Annotated in this window: 17 protein-coding genes and 1 pseudogene; 12 read left to right on the top strand and 6 right to left on the bottom strand. The window is 41.8% G+C overall.

Annotation, left to right across the window (positions count from 1 at the left end; all coding sequences use genetic code 11):
* Positions 1 to 47: 47 nt before the first annotated feature.
* Positions 48 to 686: a LysE family translocator gene (locus ACZW67_RS11130; protein WP_465183298.1), complete on the bottom strand. Its 639-nt coding sequence runs from the start codon at positions 684 to 686 to the stop codon at positions 48 to 50.
* A gap of 270 nt (positions 687 to 956) precedes the next feature.
* Between ACZW67_RS11130 and ACZW67_RS11125 the strand changes: the two genes are divergently transcribed.
* The 4 genes from ACZW67_RS11125 to ACZW67_RS11110 all read left to right on the top strand — a co-directional run bounded on the left by ACZW67_RS11125 (position 957) and on the right by ACZW67_RS11110 (position 2179).
* A complete protein-coding gene (locus ACZW67_RS11125) occupies positions 957 to 1193 on the top strand; it encodes a CDI toxin immunity protein (RefSeq protein ID WP_465183297.1) in 237 nt (78 codons plus the stop codon).
* Positions 1168 to 1350: a CDI toxin immunity protein gene (locus ACZW67_RS11120; RefSeq protein WP_465183307.1), complete on the top strand. Its 183-nt coding sequence runs from the start codon at positions 1168 to 1170 to the stop codon at positions 1348 to 1350. Before ACZW67_RS11125 ends, ACZW67_RS11120 begins: the two co-directional genes overlap by 26 nt.
* Positions 1351 to 1615: 265 nt before the next feature.
* Positions 1616 to 1798, top strand: a complete 183-nt coding sequence (locus tag ACZW67_RS11115) for a hypothetical protein (protein WP_465183296.1) — start codon at positions 1616 to 1618, stop codon at positions 1796 to 1798.
* Between the two features lie 54 nt (positions 1799 to 1852).
* On the top strand, positions 1853 to 2179 hold the full coding sequence (locus ACZW67_RS11110; RefSeq protein ID WP_465183295.1) for a hypothetical protein: 327 nt from the start codon (positions 1853 to 1855) through the stop codon (positions 2177 to 2179).
* 447 nt (positions 2180 to 2626) lie between these two features.
* Here the strand turns inward: ACZW67_RS11110 and cadR are convergent, their stop codons facing one another.
* Complete coding sequence (gene cadR / locus ACZW67_RS11105) at positions 2627 to 3040, bottom strand: Cd(II)/Pb(II)-responsive transcriptional regulator (protein ID WP_465183294.1); 414 nt, start codon at positions 3038 to 3040, stop codon at positions 2627 to 2629.
* Positions 3041 to 3261: 221 nt separating this feature from the next.
* Between cadR and ACZW67_RS11100 the strand changes: the two genes are divergently transcribed.
* Positions 3262 to 5448, top strand: coding sequence for a heavy metal translocating P-type ATPase (locus ACZW67_RS11100; protein ID WP_465183293.1), 2187 nt, complete (start codon positions 3262 to 3264; stop codon positions 5446 to 5448).
* A gap of 165 nt (positions 5449 to 5613) precedes the next feature.
* Here ACZW67_RS11100 and ACZW67_RS11095 read toward each other — a convergent pair whose 3' ends face one another.
* Positions 5614 to 6207, bottom strand: coding sequence for a glutathione S-transferase family protein (locus tag ACZW67_RS11095; RefSeq protein ID WP_465183292.1), 594 nt, complete (start codon positions 6205 to 6207; stop codon positions 5614 to 5616).
* Complete coding sequence (locus tag ACZW67_RS11090) at positions 6194 to 6640, bottom strand: VOC family protein (protein WP_197102597.1); 447 nt, start codon at positions 6638 to 6640, stop codon at positions 6194 to 6196. The genes ACZW67_RS11095 and ACZW67_RS11090 overlap by 14 nt, the downstream gene beginning before the upstream one ends.
* A 104-nt stretch (positions 6641 to 6744) precedes the next feature.
* On the opposite strand from ACZW67_RS11090, the gene ACZW67_RS11085 reads away from it, so the two are divergent.
* Complete coding sequence (locus tag ACZW67_RS11085; protein WP_465183291.1) at positions 6745 to 7656, top strand: LysR family transcriptional regulator; 912 nt, start codon at positions 6745 to 6747, stop codon at positions 7654 to 7656.
* 115 nt (positions 7657 to 7771) lie between these two features.
* On the opposite strand, the gene ACZW67_RS11080 is transcribed toward ACZW67_RS11085, so the two are convergent.
* Positions 7772 to 8686 carry a LysR family transcriptional regulator gene (locus tag ACZW67_RS11080; RefSeq protein ID WP_110923355.1) on the bottom strand — a complete coding sequence of 305 codons (915 nt, stop codon included), beginning with the start codon at positions 8684 to 8686 and terminating at the stop codon, positions 7772 to 7774.
* Between the two features lie 353 nt (positions 8687 to 9039).
* Between ACZW67_RS11080 and ACZW67_RS11075 the strand changes: the two genes are divergently transcribed.
* The 4 genes and pseudogenes from ACZW67_RS11075 (at position 9040) to nfsB (ending at position 12971) form a co-directional block, all read left to right on the top strand.
* Positions 9040 to 9996 carry a 2OG-Fe(II) oxygenase family protein gene (locus tag ACZW67_RS11075; RefSeq protein ID WP_465183290.1) on the top strand — a complete coding sequence of 319 codons (957 nt, stop codon included), beginning with the start codon at positions 9040 to 9042 and terminating at the stop codon, positions 9994 to 9996.
* Between the two features lie 254 nt (positions 9997 to 10250).
* Entirely contained in the window at positions 10251 to 11150 is a 900-nt protein-coding gene (locus ACZW67_RS11070) for an SDR family NAD(P)-dependent oxidoreductase (protein ID WP_465183289.1), read from the top strand.
* Positions 11151 to 11192: 42 nt separating this feature from the next.
* Positions 11193 to 12249 (top strand): annotated as a pseudogene (locus ACZW67_RS11065) (zinc-binding alcohol dehydrogenase family protein).
* Between the two features lie 65 nt (positions 12250 to 12314).
* Entirely contained in the window at positions 12315 to 12971 is a 657-nt protein-coding gene (gene nfsB, locus ACZW67_RS11060; protein ID WP_465183288.1) for an oxygen-insensitive NAD(P)H nitroreductase, read from the top strand.
* A gap of 198 nt (positions 12972 to 13169) precedes the next feature.
* Here the strand turns inward: nfsB and ACZW67_RS11055 are convergent, their stop codons facing one another.
* Entirely contained in the window at positions 13170 to 14309 is a 1140-nt protein-coding gene (locus ACZW67_RS11055) for a M14 family metallopeptidase (RefSeq protein WP_465183287.1), read from the bottom strand.
* 656 nt (positions 14310 to 14965) lie between these two features.
* Here ACZW67_RS11055 and ACZW67_RS11050 point away from each other — a divergent pair.
* Together ACZW67_RS11050 and ACZW67_RS11045 are read left to right on the top strand one after the other, a co-directional pair.
* Positions 14966 to 15226 carry a hypothetical protein gene (locus ACZW67_RS11050; protein ID WP_465183286.1) on the top strand — a complete coding sequence of 87 codons (261 nt, stop codon included), beginning with the start codon at positions 14966 to 14968 and terminating at the stop codon, positions 15224 to 15226.
* A 90-nt stretch (positions 15227 to 15316) separates the two neighbouring features.
* On the top strand, positions 15317 to 15886 hold the full coding sequence (locus ACZW67_RS11045; RefSeq protein ID WP_465183285.1) for a c-type cytochrome: 570 nt from the start codon (positions 15317 to 15319) through the stop codon (positions 15884 to 15886).
* Positions 15887 to 16124 lie beyond the last annotated feature (238 nt).

The following is a 16124-nucleotide window of genomic DNA, read 5'->3' as shown; positions in this document are numbered from 1 at the left end:
GTGTATTTATGAGAACAGTCGGCCTTTTTGAGTGCTCATTTACTCTTTTAGCCAGTAGGTGATTTCTGTCTTAACATGCTGAGGGCAAATAAACCAAGTACCGTACCTGATACCCATCTTTGTGCAAGCATTACAGAAGGTTTTTTAACTATCCTATTTTTGATTGAAGAAGCACTGAGTACAATAAGTCCATTAACTGTAATAGCTATCACTATTTGAACCATACCTAACTGTATAAATTGACTAAAAGTAGAGCCGTTGGCTGGATCAATGAATTGTGGAATGAGAGCTGCATACATCAGTGCAATTTTAGGGTTTAATAAATTAGTGACGAATCCCATTGAAAATAAGTTTAGGGGTGAGTGAGGTTTAAGCTCTTCAGCTACAAATAGTGATTTACCTTTCGGTTTAATCATGTTCCAAGCTAAGTAACCTAAATATATAGCACCTGAAATTCTTATAATGTCATACATTATTGGAATTGCTTTAAACAAGGTAGCTAAGCCGATAGCTGAGCCAATCATATAGAATAAAAACCCTGCCCCAATGCCTGCTAGAGATATCATTCCTGCAATACGTCCTTGTGATATAGATCTTGAAACCAGATACATCATATTTGGTCCGGGAGACAAAACAATTCCCAATGCTATTAGGAATACAGCAAATAAACTTGTACTCGTCACCATATCTATTCCTTACAAATTTAGTTTGATACTTATCAAAGCTAAGTTTATCACTATAGGATAACCAAAATATTTGATTTTCTTAAACATAGGGTTGTTGTAACAAGGGCGATACCCTAGTGAGGACTTGAATCTCTGGCTGTAGGTTAATGGTATCAGTATCTTGAGTTATTTAGGTAGTCGCGGTGTACTTGGTAATGTACACGAAGCAAGCTTTTCAAGATTCAATCGAATTACTCTTAATTATCTTAAACAATTTAACAGGTCACTTGTATGAGTGTTTTATTCGATGAAGCTTTAGATGCTCTTAAAGAAGTTAGAATATTAGCCGATGAAGAGTCTAGGAAAGTAATGGATCAGTTTGTTAGCTCATTTCCAATACGAACTAGTGGTAGCGGAGGAATTGACTGGAACAAGGTTGATAAAAAAGTGCTGCTAAACTGTATAGAAGAAACTAAAAATCAAATAAATCTCAGACTGACAGATAGTTGTTTTATTATCTGGATATGATGCAGCATACCCGATTATAGAGACTACTGTTGAAAGTATAGTAAATGCTTTTGACGACGTTACAGCTGTAAGTTTTGATACATGGATATTCATCCCAAAAAATAATAATGTAATTGAAAGTACTCCATCCAGCTTAAGAATGACTACATTTTTTTAGGGTTTATTTGCATATTCTATTCATGTTCGGTGCGCTATACAGGCTTCGAACTAGAGTATTAGATATAAGCTTTATAACTGAGAAATCGATAACATAAGGCATCACTATTAAGCTATCTGATTGCAGTTACCCAAGTTTGTTTCTACGAATTTAACAGGAGAAGTCATTCTTACTAAATTGTTTTCTAAAATTTAATTAACATAGGTATCGTACCTTGATTCCCTCAATAACTCATTCTAATAAAAAAACCATAACGATAGTGATTATGCTAGTAGCAACCATCGCGCTATTACTTGCCTTTTTTTTAAGCAAATTCCAAGTGTTTTGGTCACCCTTTCAAATCCTAAGCCATGACGACATTGAAAAAAACCAAAAAGGCATCTGCTTAGCAGAAGATAGACAACTGGATGAAAAAGAGCTGTTTGTTCGCGCTATGCAAGGCTATTGAGACAAACGCACACACAGCGTCCTAAGAGATATTAACTATGAAGGTGAGGTTATAATGCGGTGTCAAAAACAATCCCTATGTGAATATTGGAAAATACCTGAACCCTTACTGTTAGAAGATTACACCAAAGCCATTTTAGATCGACCAGATACTATCAATTTCAAAGCCCTGATGACGGACTATTTTCAGGCCGCGCTCTTTGAGCAAGACAGTATAGCGAACCTGTCCCAATACAAGGATGGTCTGCTTCCTTATTCTATATTAGCCGCAGAACAGGGTAGCTACAGTTTGATTCCCAGTGATTGTTGTCAACTATTGACTGATGAACAATACAGTCAGGCGTTTATTAAACAAGATCCTGAAGCAAACTCCGAACACTAACAACGGGGTAATGGTCATGACTTTATTAAGGTAAAAGATGTGCTTTTATCCGATCCTAAAACAGATGGACGGATGGTGGACAAACCGTATCATTTAAGGCCTGATTATATACATTATACGATATATCCCATCTCCAATTGTGGTGAGTTCTATGGAGAATATTATGGAAGCTCACTTAATTATGATTCTGTCACTCTACATTATGAAGACGGTCTATGATGAGTATACCCTAGCGGAACCAGCTACTTCACTCTTCAAAGCTATTAACACACCACTCAAAACAGATCGATATAATCAAACCACTTAAAATAGACTACGGATACTCCCTCTAACCGCCCAATCAAGTATGCTCTGACAGCATTAAACAGCGGAACAATCAATCTGCTGCCTATATAAATCCATATAGTTACCTAGCAATATCGCTGGTATTAACAACTGCTATCTTTACTACTCACTATGGCAGGAGTTATCAGCAAGCGCATTTAATATGCCGCATGACTTCGCTGGTGCCCTACTGACGCATTTCTGCCGCAAAACATTTAGATGTTGCTTTAACTGTTTTAATTCCCCTATACGCACTTCCACCGCATGAATATGTTCATCCAATAAGGTATCGACATCGCCGCAGTCTCTGTTAGGTTCTTCCCAATACTGCAGTAAGGTGCGTACTTCATCCAATGTCATATCGAGTGTGCGACAGTGCAGGATAAACTGTAGACGTTCAACATGGCTTTCACGATATAAGCGATAATTCCCCTCACTACGGGAAGGCTCTGGTAATAGTTTTTCTTTTTCGTAATAGCGAATGGTCTCCACGGTGGCACCAGTGCACTTAGCGAGCTCTCCAATTTTTATTAGCATAGTTATTCCAAAGTTATCTCACAGTTCTCTCAAAGTTAATTCAAAGTTAATTCAAAGTCATCTCAAAGTCATCTTAAAACCCGAAACATTAAAGTAACTATAAGGTTTAGCACTTAGAAAATCAAGTTTGTACAGCTACCTAAAAACGGCCTTGACTCTGAAGCCGCTAGAGGGTTCACAATAGCGTTATCAAAAGAACGCTTATAGTAGGACGAATTATTATGCAATATCGTATTGAAGGTATGGACTGTGCTAGTTGCGTCAGAAAGATTGAAACTGCATTAGCACGTATGCCCGGTGTCTCTGACATACAGCTTAATTTTGCGACTGAAAAGTTAGAGCTAACATTGGTCTCTGATTCAGAGACTCAGTTCAGTGATGTCGAAAAAACCATCAAGCGCCTTGGTTTTGGTATATCTGCCACTACTGATCCAGCAATCACAGCAGACGGCATTGGTGACAATCCATTAGATACGCAGCAACAGCGTTGGTGGCAAACCCGAAAAAGCAAGCAAGTGGTTGGTCTCGGTATCCTGATGAGCGTCGCCTACGCGTTAGCACTAATTTTTCCTGATTATGGAATGTGGGCATTCGCTATTGCCGTCATTGTGGGCGTTTTTCCCTTTGCCCGAAAATCTATGACCTTGGCAATGACAGGCACCCCGTTTTCTATTGAAATGCTGATGTCTATCGCGGCAATTGGTGCGCTTATCATTGGTGAAGCTGAAGAAGCTGCGGCTGTTGTCTTCTTGTTTTCAGTTGGCGAATTACTAGAGAGCGTAGCGGCTGATCGTGCCCGTGCTGGTATCAGAGCATTGGCATCATTGGTTCCAAAGACTGCGATTTTACTTGATGCACAAGGCGGACAGCGGGACGTTCCTGCAGTCTCATTGCAGGTCAATGATTTGGTACTGGTACGGCCTGGAGATAAGGTGTCTACTGATGGTGTCATTGTTCAAGGTAACTCTAGTCTTGATGACTCACCTGTCACTGGCGAATCCATACCCGTTGCCAAAGCGATAGGCGATGCAGTATTCGCAGGATCCATCAATATGGAGGGAGCGCTGCAAGTCCGCGTAGAAAAGACCGCTGCCGACAACACTATTGCACGCATTATTGCTTTGGTAGAGCAAGCGCAAGCCTCTAAAGCCCCTACTGCCCGTTTCATTGAAAAATTCAGTCGTTACTACACCCCAGCCGTGATGGCGATTGCTGCACTGGTTATTATCATACCGCCGCTAGCGATGGGAGGAGAATGGGCGACTTGGTTATATCGTGGTTTTGCACTGTTGCTAATTGCCTGTCCTTGCGCACTCGTCCTATCCACTCCGGCCGCCATCGCGTCAGGGTTGGCTGTCGGTACACGTCGCGGCTTACTCATCAAAGGTGGCAGTGCTTTAGAAACTATTGGTCGCGTGAATGTCGTGGCTTTTGACAAGACGGGTACGTTAACTGAAGGCAAACCTCGCGTCACCGACGTTATTGCCTTTGCACAGGGGCACATAGTACAAGAGCATATAGAATCTGAAAGTCAAAATGAGGTGTTGGCGCTGTTTGCCAGTGTCGAGTCTGCCTCTAGTCATCCACTGGCAAAAGCGATCATTGATCACGCCAAAGCCGCTAATATCTCTATACCGATAGCTTCAAATGCCTATGCTACTGCGGGCAAAGCGGTACATGCGACGGTAGTTGATCGGACTCTAGCCATCGGATCACTGGTTTATGCTGCCACTGAAACATCGATATCACTAGAACAAAATGCACAAATCGAAGCACTACAAAACGAGGGTAAGACGGTCTCCGTTCTGTTCGATGAGCAAAGCCGTGAAGTGCTTGGGTTGGTAGCGCTACGAGACGAGTTGCGAGGTGATGCTCAGGCAGGCGTGGCGCAGCTCAAAGCAATGGGTGTACGCTCTGTGATGCTCACAGGGGACAACCGTCTGACCGCTCAGGCACTTGCTAGTCATTTAGAGATAGAATGGGAAGCTGAGCTGTTGCCTGAAGACAAACTACGCTTGTTGAATGAGATGAAAGGTAATAGCAAAGTAGCGATGATTGGTGATGGTATTAACGATGCGCCAGCACTAGCAACCGCAGATGTAGGCATCGCCATGGGTGGCGGTACGGATGTCGCTATCGAAACGGCTGATATCGCATTATTAAAAAGTCGCGTCACAGACGTTGCTCATCTCATTGCCCTGTCACGTGCCACCATGTCCAACATTCATCAAAATGTGATATTTGCGCTTGGTCTAAAGTCCATATTTCTAATCACTACTATACTGGGTATCACTGGGCTATGGATCGCTGTATTGGCTGATACTGGCGCGACCGTATTGGTCACGTTGAATGCGTTACGCTTACTGCGCTTTAAAGGGGCCAGTTCATCTTGCTCTAAAAACCACTAGGGTCTGTTGAATACTCAAATGTGGTGCTGGCAGTGACTATTTTTTAGACAATATGCAGTGAAATTTTTGATGCCTAGTCATTCTAGGTTAAACAATTTCGCCATATATTGGCAAAAAAGAGTACTGCCATCCAAGACACAGCACCGTATTTATCATGAACCAAGGTTAGTTCCCAGGCATAGAGATATAATTTGGTAATTGCTGTAGACGATTCATCCATGCCTGAATATTGCGATAGCTGTCTATATCAATATCGCCTTCGTGTGCCGTTGAAATGTATGGATAAACTACGCAGTCAGCAATAGTAGGACGGCTGGCGGCTAGCCAATGGTGACTACCGAGATGATTGTCTATTAAGGTTAAGATGCTATGTGAACGCTCTGAAGCTTGCTCCCAATCACTTTCCAAACCAAACTTCTTAATCAAACGTGCTACGTTGGGGCCATGTTGTATCTCATTAGAAGCAACAGATAACCACTGCATCACATCAGCTTGCAGATGTGCTTCACTCGGCCACCATGCTTCACCACCATACTTATTGGCTAGGTATACCAATATGGCTTGTGAGTCTCTTAATATGACGGATCCGTCTTCTAAAATTGGGATTTCTCCCCAAGGATTTAATTTAAGTATTGCTTCTGTTTTGTGTTCGCCATTCATGAAGTCAACAGGCACAATCGTTAAAGGCGTATCGATAAACGAGGCAAATAGCCTTACTTTATAGCAGTTTCCTGATAGCGCTAAATCATACAGTCTCATAATTTTTTTCCTCAGACAGTAGTTGATTAAATTCCAGTACATTTCCATCTGGATCACGAATGAATAACGTAATCCTTCTTGGACCTAATTGTTTAGGGCCTTCTGTGATTTCTATCCCTTCTTTCAGTAGCCAGATTTGTAAGGCAGCTATGTCTTGAATGATAAAGGCTGGATGAGTCATGCCTGGCCTTTTAATCGGTTCATCCAGTAGGACATTTTTTTGATCTTTTGTTTTTGCGCCATTAAAAATAAGATTGATTCGTACACCAGCCGAAGTGACCATTTCATTCGCCTCACCTTCAGGTATGCGATAGGTTTCTGCGAATCCAAGACGCTCATAAAACGCAATCGCTTCTTGTCGATTACTGACTCTAATACCAACATGATCGTAGGCAATGGCAACCTGTGAATTTGCCTGAGATAAGGTGCTCATAAGATAGTTCTCCTATTGATTTCGACATATTCAGTATGATATTTTGTTATTTAAAAGATAATACTGTAAATTTGATAATCATATTTTCAATAAATGAGACAATTATGGATCGATTACAAGCAATGTCTATGCTGATCAAAGTCGTAGAACTTGACAGCTTTTCTGCGGCAAGCAAAAGCTTGAACATACCGCTGCCAACCCTAAGTAGAAAGATATCTGAACTTGAAAATCAGTTGGGTATTCGTTTATTGCATAGAACCACCAGAAAACTGTCTTTAACCGATTCTGGATACGATTATATAAAAGCTTGTAAGAGAATACTGGAGCAGGTTGAAGAGGCCGAAAGTAAAGCGAAAGGAGAGTATTCAGAACCAAGAGGTGATTTGGTTATAACTGCGCCCGTTATGTTTGGCAGGCTATACGTATTACCCGTTGTTATTGAATTTTTGTCCTTATATTCAAATATAAATGTGCAGCTATTGTTATCGGATAGAAATATCAATCTATTCGAAGATGATGTAGATATGGCGATTAGAATAGGCAAGTTGCCAGATAGTACAATGGTCGCGACTCAAGTGGGTCGTATGCGAACAGTGACTTGTGCAAGTCAATTATTTTTATCTAATCATTACAAGATTGAATCCCCTTATGATTTAACGCACCTCTCCTGCATATCATTAAGTACAGTAATGACCACCCCTTATTGGGGCTACAACCTTCCTGATTCTGGACTCCCCGCTCATGTAGATATTTTACCAAGACTCACAGTCAATGATAGTGACTCTGCGGTTAATGCTGCTATAAAGGGTGTGGGCATCACTCAACAACTGCATTATCAAGTGAAAGAGGCGATAGATAAAGGTGATCTTAATATTATACTAGCTGAGTTTGAACCTGATAAAACCCCTATACATTTGCTGCACAAGACTCGAAAATATTTGCCACAAAAGATGAAAAGCTTTTTGGAATTTACATCTCCAAAACTAAAGGAGAGACTTCGCGAACTATCTTGTTAGCGCAATATTACGTCTCAGTAAGTTTATCGATTTACACTAAGGCATGTTATTGATTAATTGATAGACCACTTAAAACGTAAAACATTCTGCGACAATGGCTATGTTGACTAAAAATCTATGCCAACACTCCCTCTACCCGCTCAATCAGATATTCTTTAACCGCATTAAACAGCGGATCTATCAATCGCCGTTCTGGACAAATCAAATATAACGGATAGTTCGCCACTTGCCAGCCGTCCAGTGCAACTTCAACCAAACGCCCTGCTTTTAAATCTGCAGCTATATCTAACTGTGACTTCAGAGCAATACCCTGGCCTGCCACGGCCCAGCGCCGTACCACATCGCCATCTTTACTTCGCCGATTGCCAGCCACTGCCACACGTTTGGTCTTGCCCTCTTTTTCAAAAGTCCACTCACTCAAATATTTTTCATCATGTCCCAAACACAAGCAATTATGCTGAGTTAAGTCTTCAGGAATTTTTGGCGAGCCAATATCATTGTCAACTTTGTCCAAATACGCCTTTGAGGCACATAGTATCGGACGATTGTTCAACACAATGGGTAATGCCACGAGCGATGAATCTTTGGGCGCGCCATAGCGTAACGCCAAATCAATCTGCTGACCGTATAAATCCACATAGCTGTCTGACATATGCAGCTGCACCGTCACTTTTGGATGGATTTGCATAAAGTCATCCAACCATGGCAACACCAAATTTCGCCCCAAATCTGACGATGCAGACAACCGAATCGTGCCCGTCAGCTCGGCATCATTATCATGCAACCCTGCATAAGCATTATCTAAAATAGCCACCGCATCTCGGCAATGCTTTAAATATTGCTCACCTTTACTAGTCAAACGCAGTCTACGAGTTGAGCGAACAAACAATACCGTTTCGATTTCAGCTTCCAATCTTTTTACGGCTGCACTCACCACTGCTGGCGACAGATCTAAGTGGCGCGCGCAGGCAGACAAGCTACCCAAGCGAGCAGTTTCAATAAAAATACGTAAATCCTGCAAATTTTTCATCGTGTCACCTTAGTTAGCTGAGCTGTAATTGAATTAGCGATAACAACGGGTTGCTGACACTAGGGCGTGTCCTCAATTCAAACGAGTGTCCTTTAAATGGGCTAAAAACAGCTAAATTTTGCCAAACATCGTCAAATAGTTGGTCAATATCACGATATTATCTGCACTATTTTCCTCGTTTGACGGCAATTTATCTCATTTTTATCACCATTTTTAAAATGAGGACACGCCCTAATACATTTATCATTATATAAAAATTATTGAAACTGTTTCGCTAAACCTGCTGATTATCAAAATAATTAATTATAGTAATATGTGTACATAAGATCTACCCCTACATTTGGAGACTCATTATGCACACTATCGAACAGCCTGACACTGCACTCAACACCGAGCAAAGCGATCACGTAAGCCCACTACAGCAAGCGCGCAACTTACCACTGCCTTCAAAATCAGACATGCTAAGACGTGCGCCTTCAGTAGAGCATTTCTGGCATCAAAATAGTCAGTTATTTGAGCAGGCATGGGCAGAATGGGAAACCATTGAGACGGACTTGCCCGTACTTGACGACTCATTATTTGACCCAAAACTACGTAACGCTGTGACACAAGCGTGGAGGACACCTGAGACAGAAATGGCGGTAAAAGATTTGTGGCAAGAGATTTTACCCGGTGTCTACCAAGGGCAGTTTTTTGACCCAACACAACTGTCTCAGCTTCGTCGTTATTTACAAGCGGTGGCAGATGCCAATATTCCAATACGTCCGCCTTATGGTATTGCGTTAAATCGCAATGGAGCGATGCTGGATGCACGATCGACAGGTTATATCGCCGCGCCCCATTTTCAGGCGTTTTATCATGAACTCATGAATCGCTACATGCGACCCATCGCTCGCTTACTATTTGCAGATGTTTATGGCTACGACACTCAAACCTTTGGGTTTTCGATTCAGTATCAGCCCACAGGTGACACATCGCTGCAACTCCATACTGATGCATCAGCAGTGACGATAAATATCAACTTAAATTTGATAGATGAACCCTTTACAGGGTCAGAAGTCGATTTTGTCGATCGTCATTTAGGTCAGAGTAAACAAGCCATCTTTGAGCCTGGCATGGCGATTATTCACCGAGGCAATGTGCCACACGCAGCCCATCCTATTACCAGTGGCACACGCACAAACATGGTGCTGTGGCTGTATGGTGATAATATGCAAGTGCCGCGTGGTGTCGGACTTCATAGTGATATTGATGCCAATCAACGATGGACAGTGCCACACAGTCAACCCGATCGTTTTGCACCATTCTAAAGTTCGTCTATCAGTCGATTGCTAGTTGATGAGTAGTAGCAGCTGATTAATCTAACTGATCCGCTGTCTTTAGATAACACCTTATTCAGCAGATACTGAAACTCATATGACTTTCAAAAATATATTGAAAGTGTTTTCGCTGGTCGCTACTGGTTACAGGTAATCAGATTGATTATTATAAACCCTGATCGAAAACATCGAATAAATAACACGGCTTTAAAAATAAACCATTTAAAAATAAATAAGGATAAAAAATGAAAAAGACTATTTTAATCACAGGCAGTACCGATGGTATTGGTAAATTGGCCGCTATCAAACTCGCACAACTGGGTCACAATATCTATCTGCATGGTAGAGATACCAATAAGCTTGCCGATGTGATTGCAGAAGTCAAAACCGCTGCAACCCAAGCCAATCAGCAAGTAGACGTTGATGGCTTCGTGGCTGATTTTGCGTCGTTAACCGATGTTCAGCATATGGCTGATGCAGTAACAAGCAAGTTTACAGCTGCCGGAATACATTTGGATGTACTAATTAATAATGCGGGCGTGTTCAAAGTAGCAAACGCTCAGACTGAGACAGGGTTCGACGTGCGCTTTGTGGTGAATTACTTTGCCCCTTACCTATTAACCCAAGCGTTACTACCGTTAATGAGTGCATCAGCGGTCAAAGAATCTAACGACACACTTAGCGATAGCATGCCTGCCCGTATTATCAATTTAAGCTCGGCAGCGCAGCAAGTCGTATCACCCAAAGCCATGGCTGGGCAGAAAAAACTGCCTGATCAAGACGCCTATGCACAGAGCAAACTGGCATTGACCATGTGGAGTATGGCACTGGCTGAACAGGTAGCAAGCGATAACATCAACGTGATCGCCGTCAACCCCGGCTCATTACTCAACACCCGCATGGCAAATGAGGCTTATGGCCAGCACTGGTCTCCAGCAGACAAAGGCGCTGATATCTTAGTAGCACTTGCCGTTGCCGATGGATTTGCATCTGAGACAGGTCGATATTTCGATAATGACATCAAAGACGGTGAGCATGGTGATGAGAGAGGCGAGTTTGGCACACCTCATAGCGATGCCCTGAATAAAACAGCCATTGCCAAGCTCATGCAACACACCCAACAGATATTAACGCCCACACTATAATTTTTATTCCATACCCACAAACAAACATTTAGGACTACGACTATGAAAGCAATCGGATATCAAGACAACTTACCCATCAATAACGAGATGGCATTACAAGACATCACGATAGACAAACCTGTAGCCTCAGGCCGTGACGTTTTGGTCGAAGTAAAAGCCATCTCAGTCAACCCTGTGGATTATAAAATCCGTGAATCAAGACCAGCACCAAAGGATGAGTTTGCCGTTATTGGCTGGGATGCTGCGGGTGTGGTCACTGCCGTTGGCGAAGATGTTAGCTTATTTTCAATAGGCGACCGCGTCTATTACGCTGGTGATTTGACCCGCTCAGGAAGCAATGCCGAGTACCAATTGGTTGATGAGCGTATTGTAGGACGTATGCCAGAATCACTGTCATTTTCTGAAGCCGCCGCCCTACCTACCCTTAACCACCATCACAGCGTGGGAGATGTTGTTTGATCGTTTGCAAGTGCCCGTTGCTCCTAGCGAAAATTCTGATGATACAAAAACGACGGAAAGCCGACCAACTATTTTAGTGGTTGGCGCAGCAGGTGGTGTGGGTTCAATCATGACTCAGTTGCTAAAAACCAGAACACAAGCCGTCATTATTGGCACTGCCTCACGAGATGAGAGCGTGAATTGGTTAAAAACGCTAGGCGCAGACTATGTGATTAATCATCATAATCCATTATCAGACGAGCTGAAAAAAACAGGCATTACTGAAGTAGATTATGTGGTGAGCCTTAACAACACCGAAGAGCATTACGCTGAAATCATCAAATGCCTAAAACCTCAAGGCAAATTGGGACTCATTGATGACCCTAAAGCCTTAGATGCCAACGCATTGAAACTAAAAAGCTTGAGCCTGCATTGGGAGTTTATGTTTGCCCGCTCGATGTTCAACACGCCTGACATGATCGAGCAGCATCATTTGCTAAACCAAGTGGCCACCATGATTGATGCTGGCAAGCTAAAAACTACGGTGGCTCATGAACTGGGGGCGATTACTGCTAATAACTTACGCCATGCCCATCAAATGCTAGAGAACAGAGAAGCTCACGGTAAAATCGTACTTGAAGGCTGGTCTGACAACACTTAGAACAATAATATACTCATATCAAAAGCTGGCTAACAAACTGAAGCCAGCTGCACTTAAGGACTATTATGAAAACCATTAACGCAGCGCTAAACTGGCGTTACAGCACCAAAGTATTTGATGCGAACAAAAAAATATCTGCTGAAGATTTTGAGCAAATAAAAGACATGTTACAAATGAGTCCATCAAGCACCAATATTCAGCCATGGAGCTTTGTGATTGCAGATGATGACGCAGGCAAAGCACGTATTGCCAAAAGCACTCAAGGGGCCTTTCACTTTAATACACCTAAAGTAATAGATGCCTCACACGTGGTGGTTTTTTGTACTCGTATCCATGCCGACGATGAATACATGCAGGCGGTGTTAGAAAAAGAAGATCAAGATGGTCGCTATGCGCAGCCAGAATTCAAAGCACAGATGCATCAAGGTCGCCAATTGTTCTTAGATATGCATCGCTTCGATACCAAAGATGAGCCACACTGGCTTGCCAAACAGGTATATCTCAACATGGGCGGAGTACTATTGGGCAGCGCGCTTTTGGGTATTGATACCGTACCCATGGAAGGTGTTGACTTACAGGCACTTGATACAGAGTTCGACTTGCGTAGCAAAGGATATTCTGCTGTGGCAGTGGTATCGTTTGGGTACCGCAGTGATGAAGATTTTAATGCCAAGATACCTAAGTCACGCTTGAGTGAAGAAGCTATTTTCATTAAGGCTTAACCATTCATAAAAGTAAGCGTAAACATTATAAGCCAATACGTTTTTCATCGTATTGGCTGTGTTTAATCTGAGACTTATCAAACGGTCAATAAGCGCAATTTCGTGTTATCTCAAACCTAAAAATGCCATTAATATCGTTGTGATATTAATGGCATTGCACTGATAAAAACGTTGGATTTTTCTCTTACTTAAATCAAACTAACGCAAATTATCCACCACGGCAAGCATAGCTACTAATGACGCTTCACCTAGTTTAGCAGAGCGCTCTGGTGACCAGCCCATCTCGTCATCAGGCAGATTATCATTATCTTTAAATGGCATCTCTAATGTATTAGCAAGGCAATCAAAATGCTCAGCAACCCAATTAGTTGCAACGGTCATATTGGCAGTACTCGGTGCATCAATCTCATAGCCCACTTCAGACTGAAAATCAGCACTGGCCAGCTTAAATACGTCTGAAAATCTATCACGTAAATGTGCGAGACGGTCACTATAACTGGGTGTCCCTTGAGATCCAGCAAGGAACACATACGGCAGTGCCTCATCACCATGCACGTCATAAAAGAGATCAACGCCGGTTTCTTTCATTTTATTAATCACATGAAATACTTCAGGGCTTTTCTCTAAGCTTGGGCTTTCCCATTCACGGTTTAAATTGGTTCCTACCGCGTTAGTACGCAGGTGTCCGCGCACGCTACCGTCGGGATTCATATTAGGAACGATGTAGAAGTTTGCTTTGTCTAGTAACTGTTTGCCTGTCGCATTATCACTGTCTAACAAGCTGTACAATAAACCCTCGACCAACCATTCAGCCATCGTTTCACCAGGGTGCTGACGAGCGGTAATCCATATATTACGCTTATTTACATCACTATTACTGTCACCATCACCAATTTTAACTAGCGTCAAATCGCGCTTATCAAGCGTTTCGCCTAAGTGCTCTAACGTTACCAATGGGTGCGTTTGCACTGCCGCCAATAAATCTTGATGGCGCTCATAGCTGTAGGGCGCAAAATAAGCAATTTGAATGGTTTCGCATTCTAGCTCTGCTACGATGGTTAATTTACCCTCTTTATAAGAGGTTGGCAGACGAAACCATTCCTGACGATCGTACGAAGCAACCGCTTGGTAATTATCCCACCCTTCCAGATAAGAGGCCTCACCGGCATTCATAATATTGAGAACGTACTGCTCGCCTATCTGACCAGACAGACGAAAGTTAAACCATTGAAAAAACTCTTCGCCAACGTCTGGACGAATTGCTAATTGAATGTCGTTTTTATCGTCTAAATTAATAATATCAATATTACCTGCGTCGAAATTAGCCGTGATATGCATAGTCTTTCCTTAATAAATTATTATAGTTATGCCTTAAAAAGCATGTAGTCAATCCTCTATAAATTGGATACGGTGTCAGTCTCGCTTAGTCTACTAATTGTATAGTCAAATCCATATAAATTCGCTACATCGTCATCCTCGCTAAGCATACTAATGTATAACTTGCACTCGGTTTCCTTGTATCAAAATTATTTGAATTCAACTATAGTACTTTCACTCAGCTCCCTTGTATCCAAATTATATTGAACCGACTATATAAAGATGTAATAGAGTGCGCCAACCTGTTTCGCTCTAGCAACGCCATCAAATAGTTTACTTCCAATCGCTTGGTTCTACCAGTTAGATAACGTATTCGTCGCTATTTCTAACCCAAATACTAAACAACCGTTTTCAGACTGACCTTATCACCCAATGACTGCATGACTGCTTCTAATTCGATTCAACGCTGTCACTCTATCTCTTTTTGGTCATGGCAAATTCTTTTTCAAGTTATAAATTTACCAAGCCCACTACGCTTTTAGCATCGCTCAGAATCTGCAAGATGACAATATTGTCATTTTGCAGTCATGCTCCTGTCAGAAACTTTTATTTATACTTTAGACAGATTCAATAACTTCAACTATCGATACTATTATCAAACCAAAAAAGGATTAATTATGTGGTTATCTAAATCAATCGTAGCATCCGCTATTGCCTTAGTTGTTTCAACCTCTGCTATGGCACATGATCCAAAAATGCATGCTGAAAAAGATCAGATGAATTGTGAAAAAATGGAAAAGCACATGCAGATGATGGAAAAAATGGATCATAGCAAGATGGATATGAACGATCCATCAATGAAAGCAATGATGGCCAATATGGAAAAAATGAAAGCGATGTATAAAAAACACTGTGTTACCAATAACAGCTCTTCTTAAGAAATAACTTTGTTCAACACTCATCATGACTTAGTCGATTTTATTCATTAGATAGTGGTGAGTGACAAAATAGTTTTTTTGGATGAACGTATGAAATTTTTATTGGGCGTAGTATTCACTATTGTAGCCATTGTAATTGGCATTTTTGTTGTTATCACAAGTGGTATCGTCAACGTTGGTGCTGATCAGAAACACAGTCCAATCGTCTACAACTTGTTAGAAACCGCTCGCAATCGCTCAATTCAATGGGCAAGTAAAGATATCCTGGTTCCAGATTTAAAAAAGGTAGAAATGATAAGCTCAGGTGGCGCAGACTATAAAGATATGTGTGCAGGCTGTCATTTATCACCCGGTACCACAAGTACAGACTTGAGTAACAACCTCTACCCAAAACCGCCAAACTTTACCAATGCAGATATCGTTGATCGCTATCAAAGTGAGGCTGGTGCAAGACAAGGATTTTGGGCCATCAAACATGGCATTATGGCTTCTGGAATGCCAGCTTGGGGCGCCTCTCATAATGATGACAGAATGTGGGCGATGGTGGCTTTTATCAGAGAGTTACCCAAACTGAATACGGATCAATATACGATGTTGACCACTAGATTCGATGACGAGATATTAGATATGTCACTCACTGACGCGACTATGGCACACTGAGCAACATAGATTAAAACCCTTGTTGCTTTGACCATACACAGAGTCAAATCTATTAGATATAAGAACTCTAAATACAAGACTTCTAAGTACAAGGTCTCTAAGTACAGAGTCTCTAAGTAAAAAGCTGCTAAATAAAAAATGTCTATGCCATATAAAGTGATGCAGCTTAACAAAGATGGCTCAACAGCCATTTATGCAACCATTGACTCACCGCAGCAGCAAATATAGTTTGATTAAA

Source organism: Psychrobacter sp. TPE 89C, assembly GCF_055522395.1.
This window is presented reverse-complemented; position numbering and strand designations above follow the sequence as displayed.

Coding starts and splice junctions, on each gene's coding strand:
- ACZW67_RS11075 (WP_465183290.1), top strand. CDS start 9,040: ATGCACACTATCGAACAGCCTGACACTGCACTCAACACCGAGCAAAGC.
- ACZW67_RS11090 (WP_197102597.1), bottom strand. CDS start 6,640: ATGAGCACCTTATCTCAGGCAAATTCACAGGTTGCCATTGCCTACGAT.
- ACZW67_RS11055 (WP_465183287.1), bottom strand. CDS start 14,309: ATGCATATCACGGCTAATTTCGACGCAGGTAATATTGATATTATTAAT.
- cadR (WP_465183294.1), bottom strand. CDS start 3,040: ATGCTAATAAAAATTGGAGAGCTCGCTAAGTGCACTGGTGCCACCGTG.
- ACZW67_RS11070 (WP_465183289.1), top strand. CDS start 10,251: ATGAAAAAGACTATTTTAATCACAGGCAGTACCGATGGTATTGGTAAA.
- ACZW67_RS11095 (WP_465183292.1), bottom strand. CDS start 6,207: ATGAGACTGTATGATTTAGCGCTATCAGGAAACTGCTATAAAGTAAGG.
- ACZW67_RS11115 (WP_465183296.1), top strand. CDS start 1,616: ATGCTAGTAGCAACCATCGCGCTATTACTTGCCTTTTTTTTAAGCAAA.
- ACZW67_RS11110 (WP_465183295.1), top strand. CDS start 1,853: ATGCGGTGTCAAAAACAATCCCTATGTGAATATTGGAAAATACCTGAA.
- ACZW67_RS11130 (WP_465183298.1), bottom strand. CDS start 686: ATGGTGACGAGTACAAGTTTATTTGCTGTATTCCTAATAGCATTGGGA.
- ACZW67_RS11050 (WP_465183286.1), top strand. CDS start 14,966: ATGTGGTTATCTAAATCAATCGTAGCATCCGCTATTGCCTTAGTTGTT.
- ACZW67_RS11085 (WP_465183291.1), top strand. CDS start 6,745: ATGGATCGATTACAAGCAATGTCTATGCTGATCAAAGTCGTAGAACTT.
- nfsB (WP_465183288.1), top strand. CDS start 12,315: ATGAAAACCATTAACGCAGCGCTAAACTGGCGTTACAGCACCAAAGTA.
- ACZW67_RS11045 (WP_465183285.1), top strand. CDS start 15,317: ATGAAATTTTTATTGGGCGTAGTATTCACTATTGTAGCCATTGTAATT.
- ACZW67_RS11080 (WP_110923355.1), bottom strand. CDS start 8,686: ATGAAAAATTTGCAGGATTTACGTATTTTTATTGAAACTGCTCGCTTG.
- ACZW67_RS11125 (WP_465183297.1), top strand. CDS start 957: ATGAGTGTTTTATTCGATGAAGCTTTAGATGCTCTTAAAGAAGTTAGA.
- ACZW67_RS11100 (WP_465183293.1), top strand. CDS start 3,262: ATGCAATATCGTATTGAAGGTATGGACTGTGCTAGTTGCGTCAGAAAG.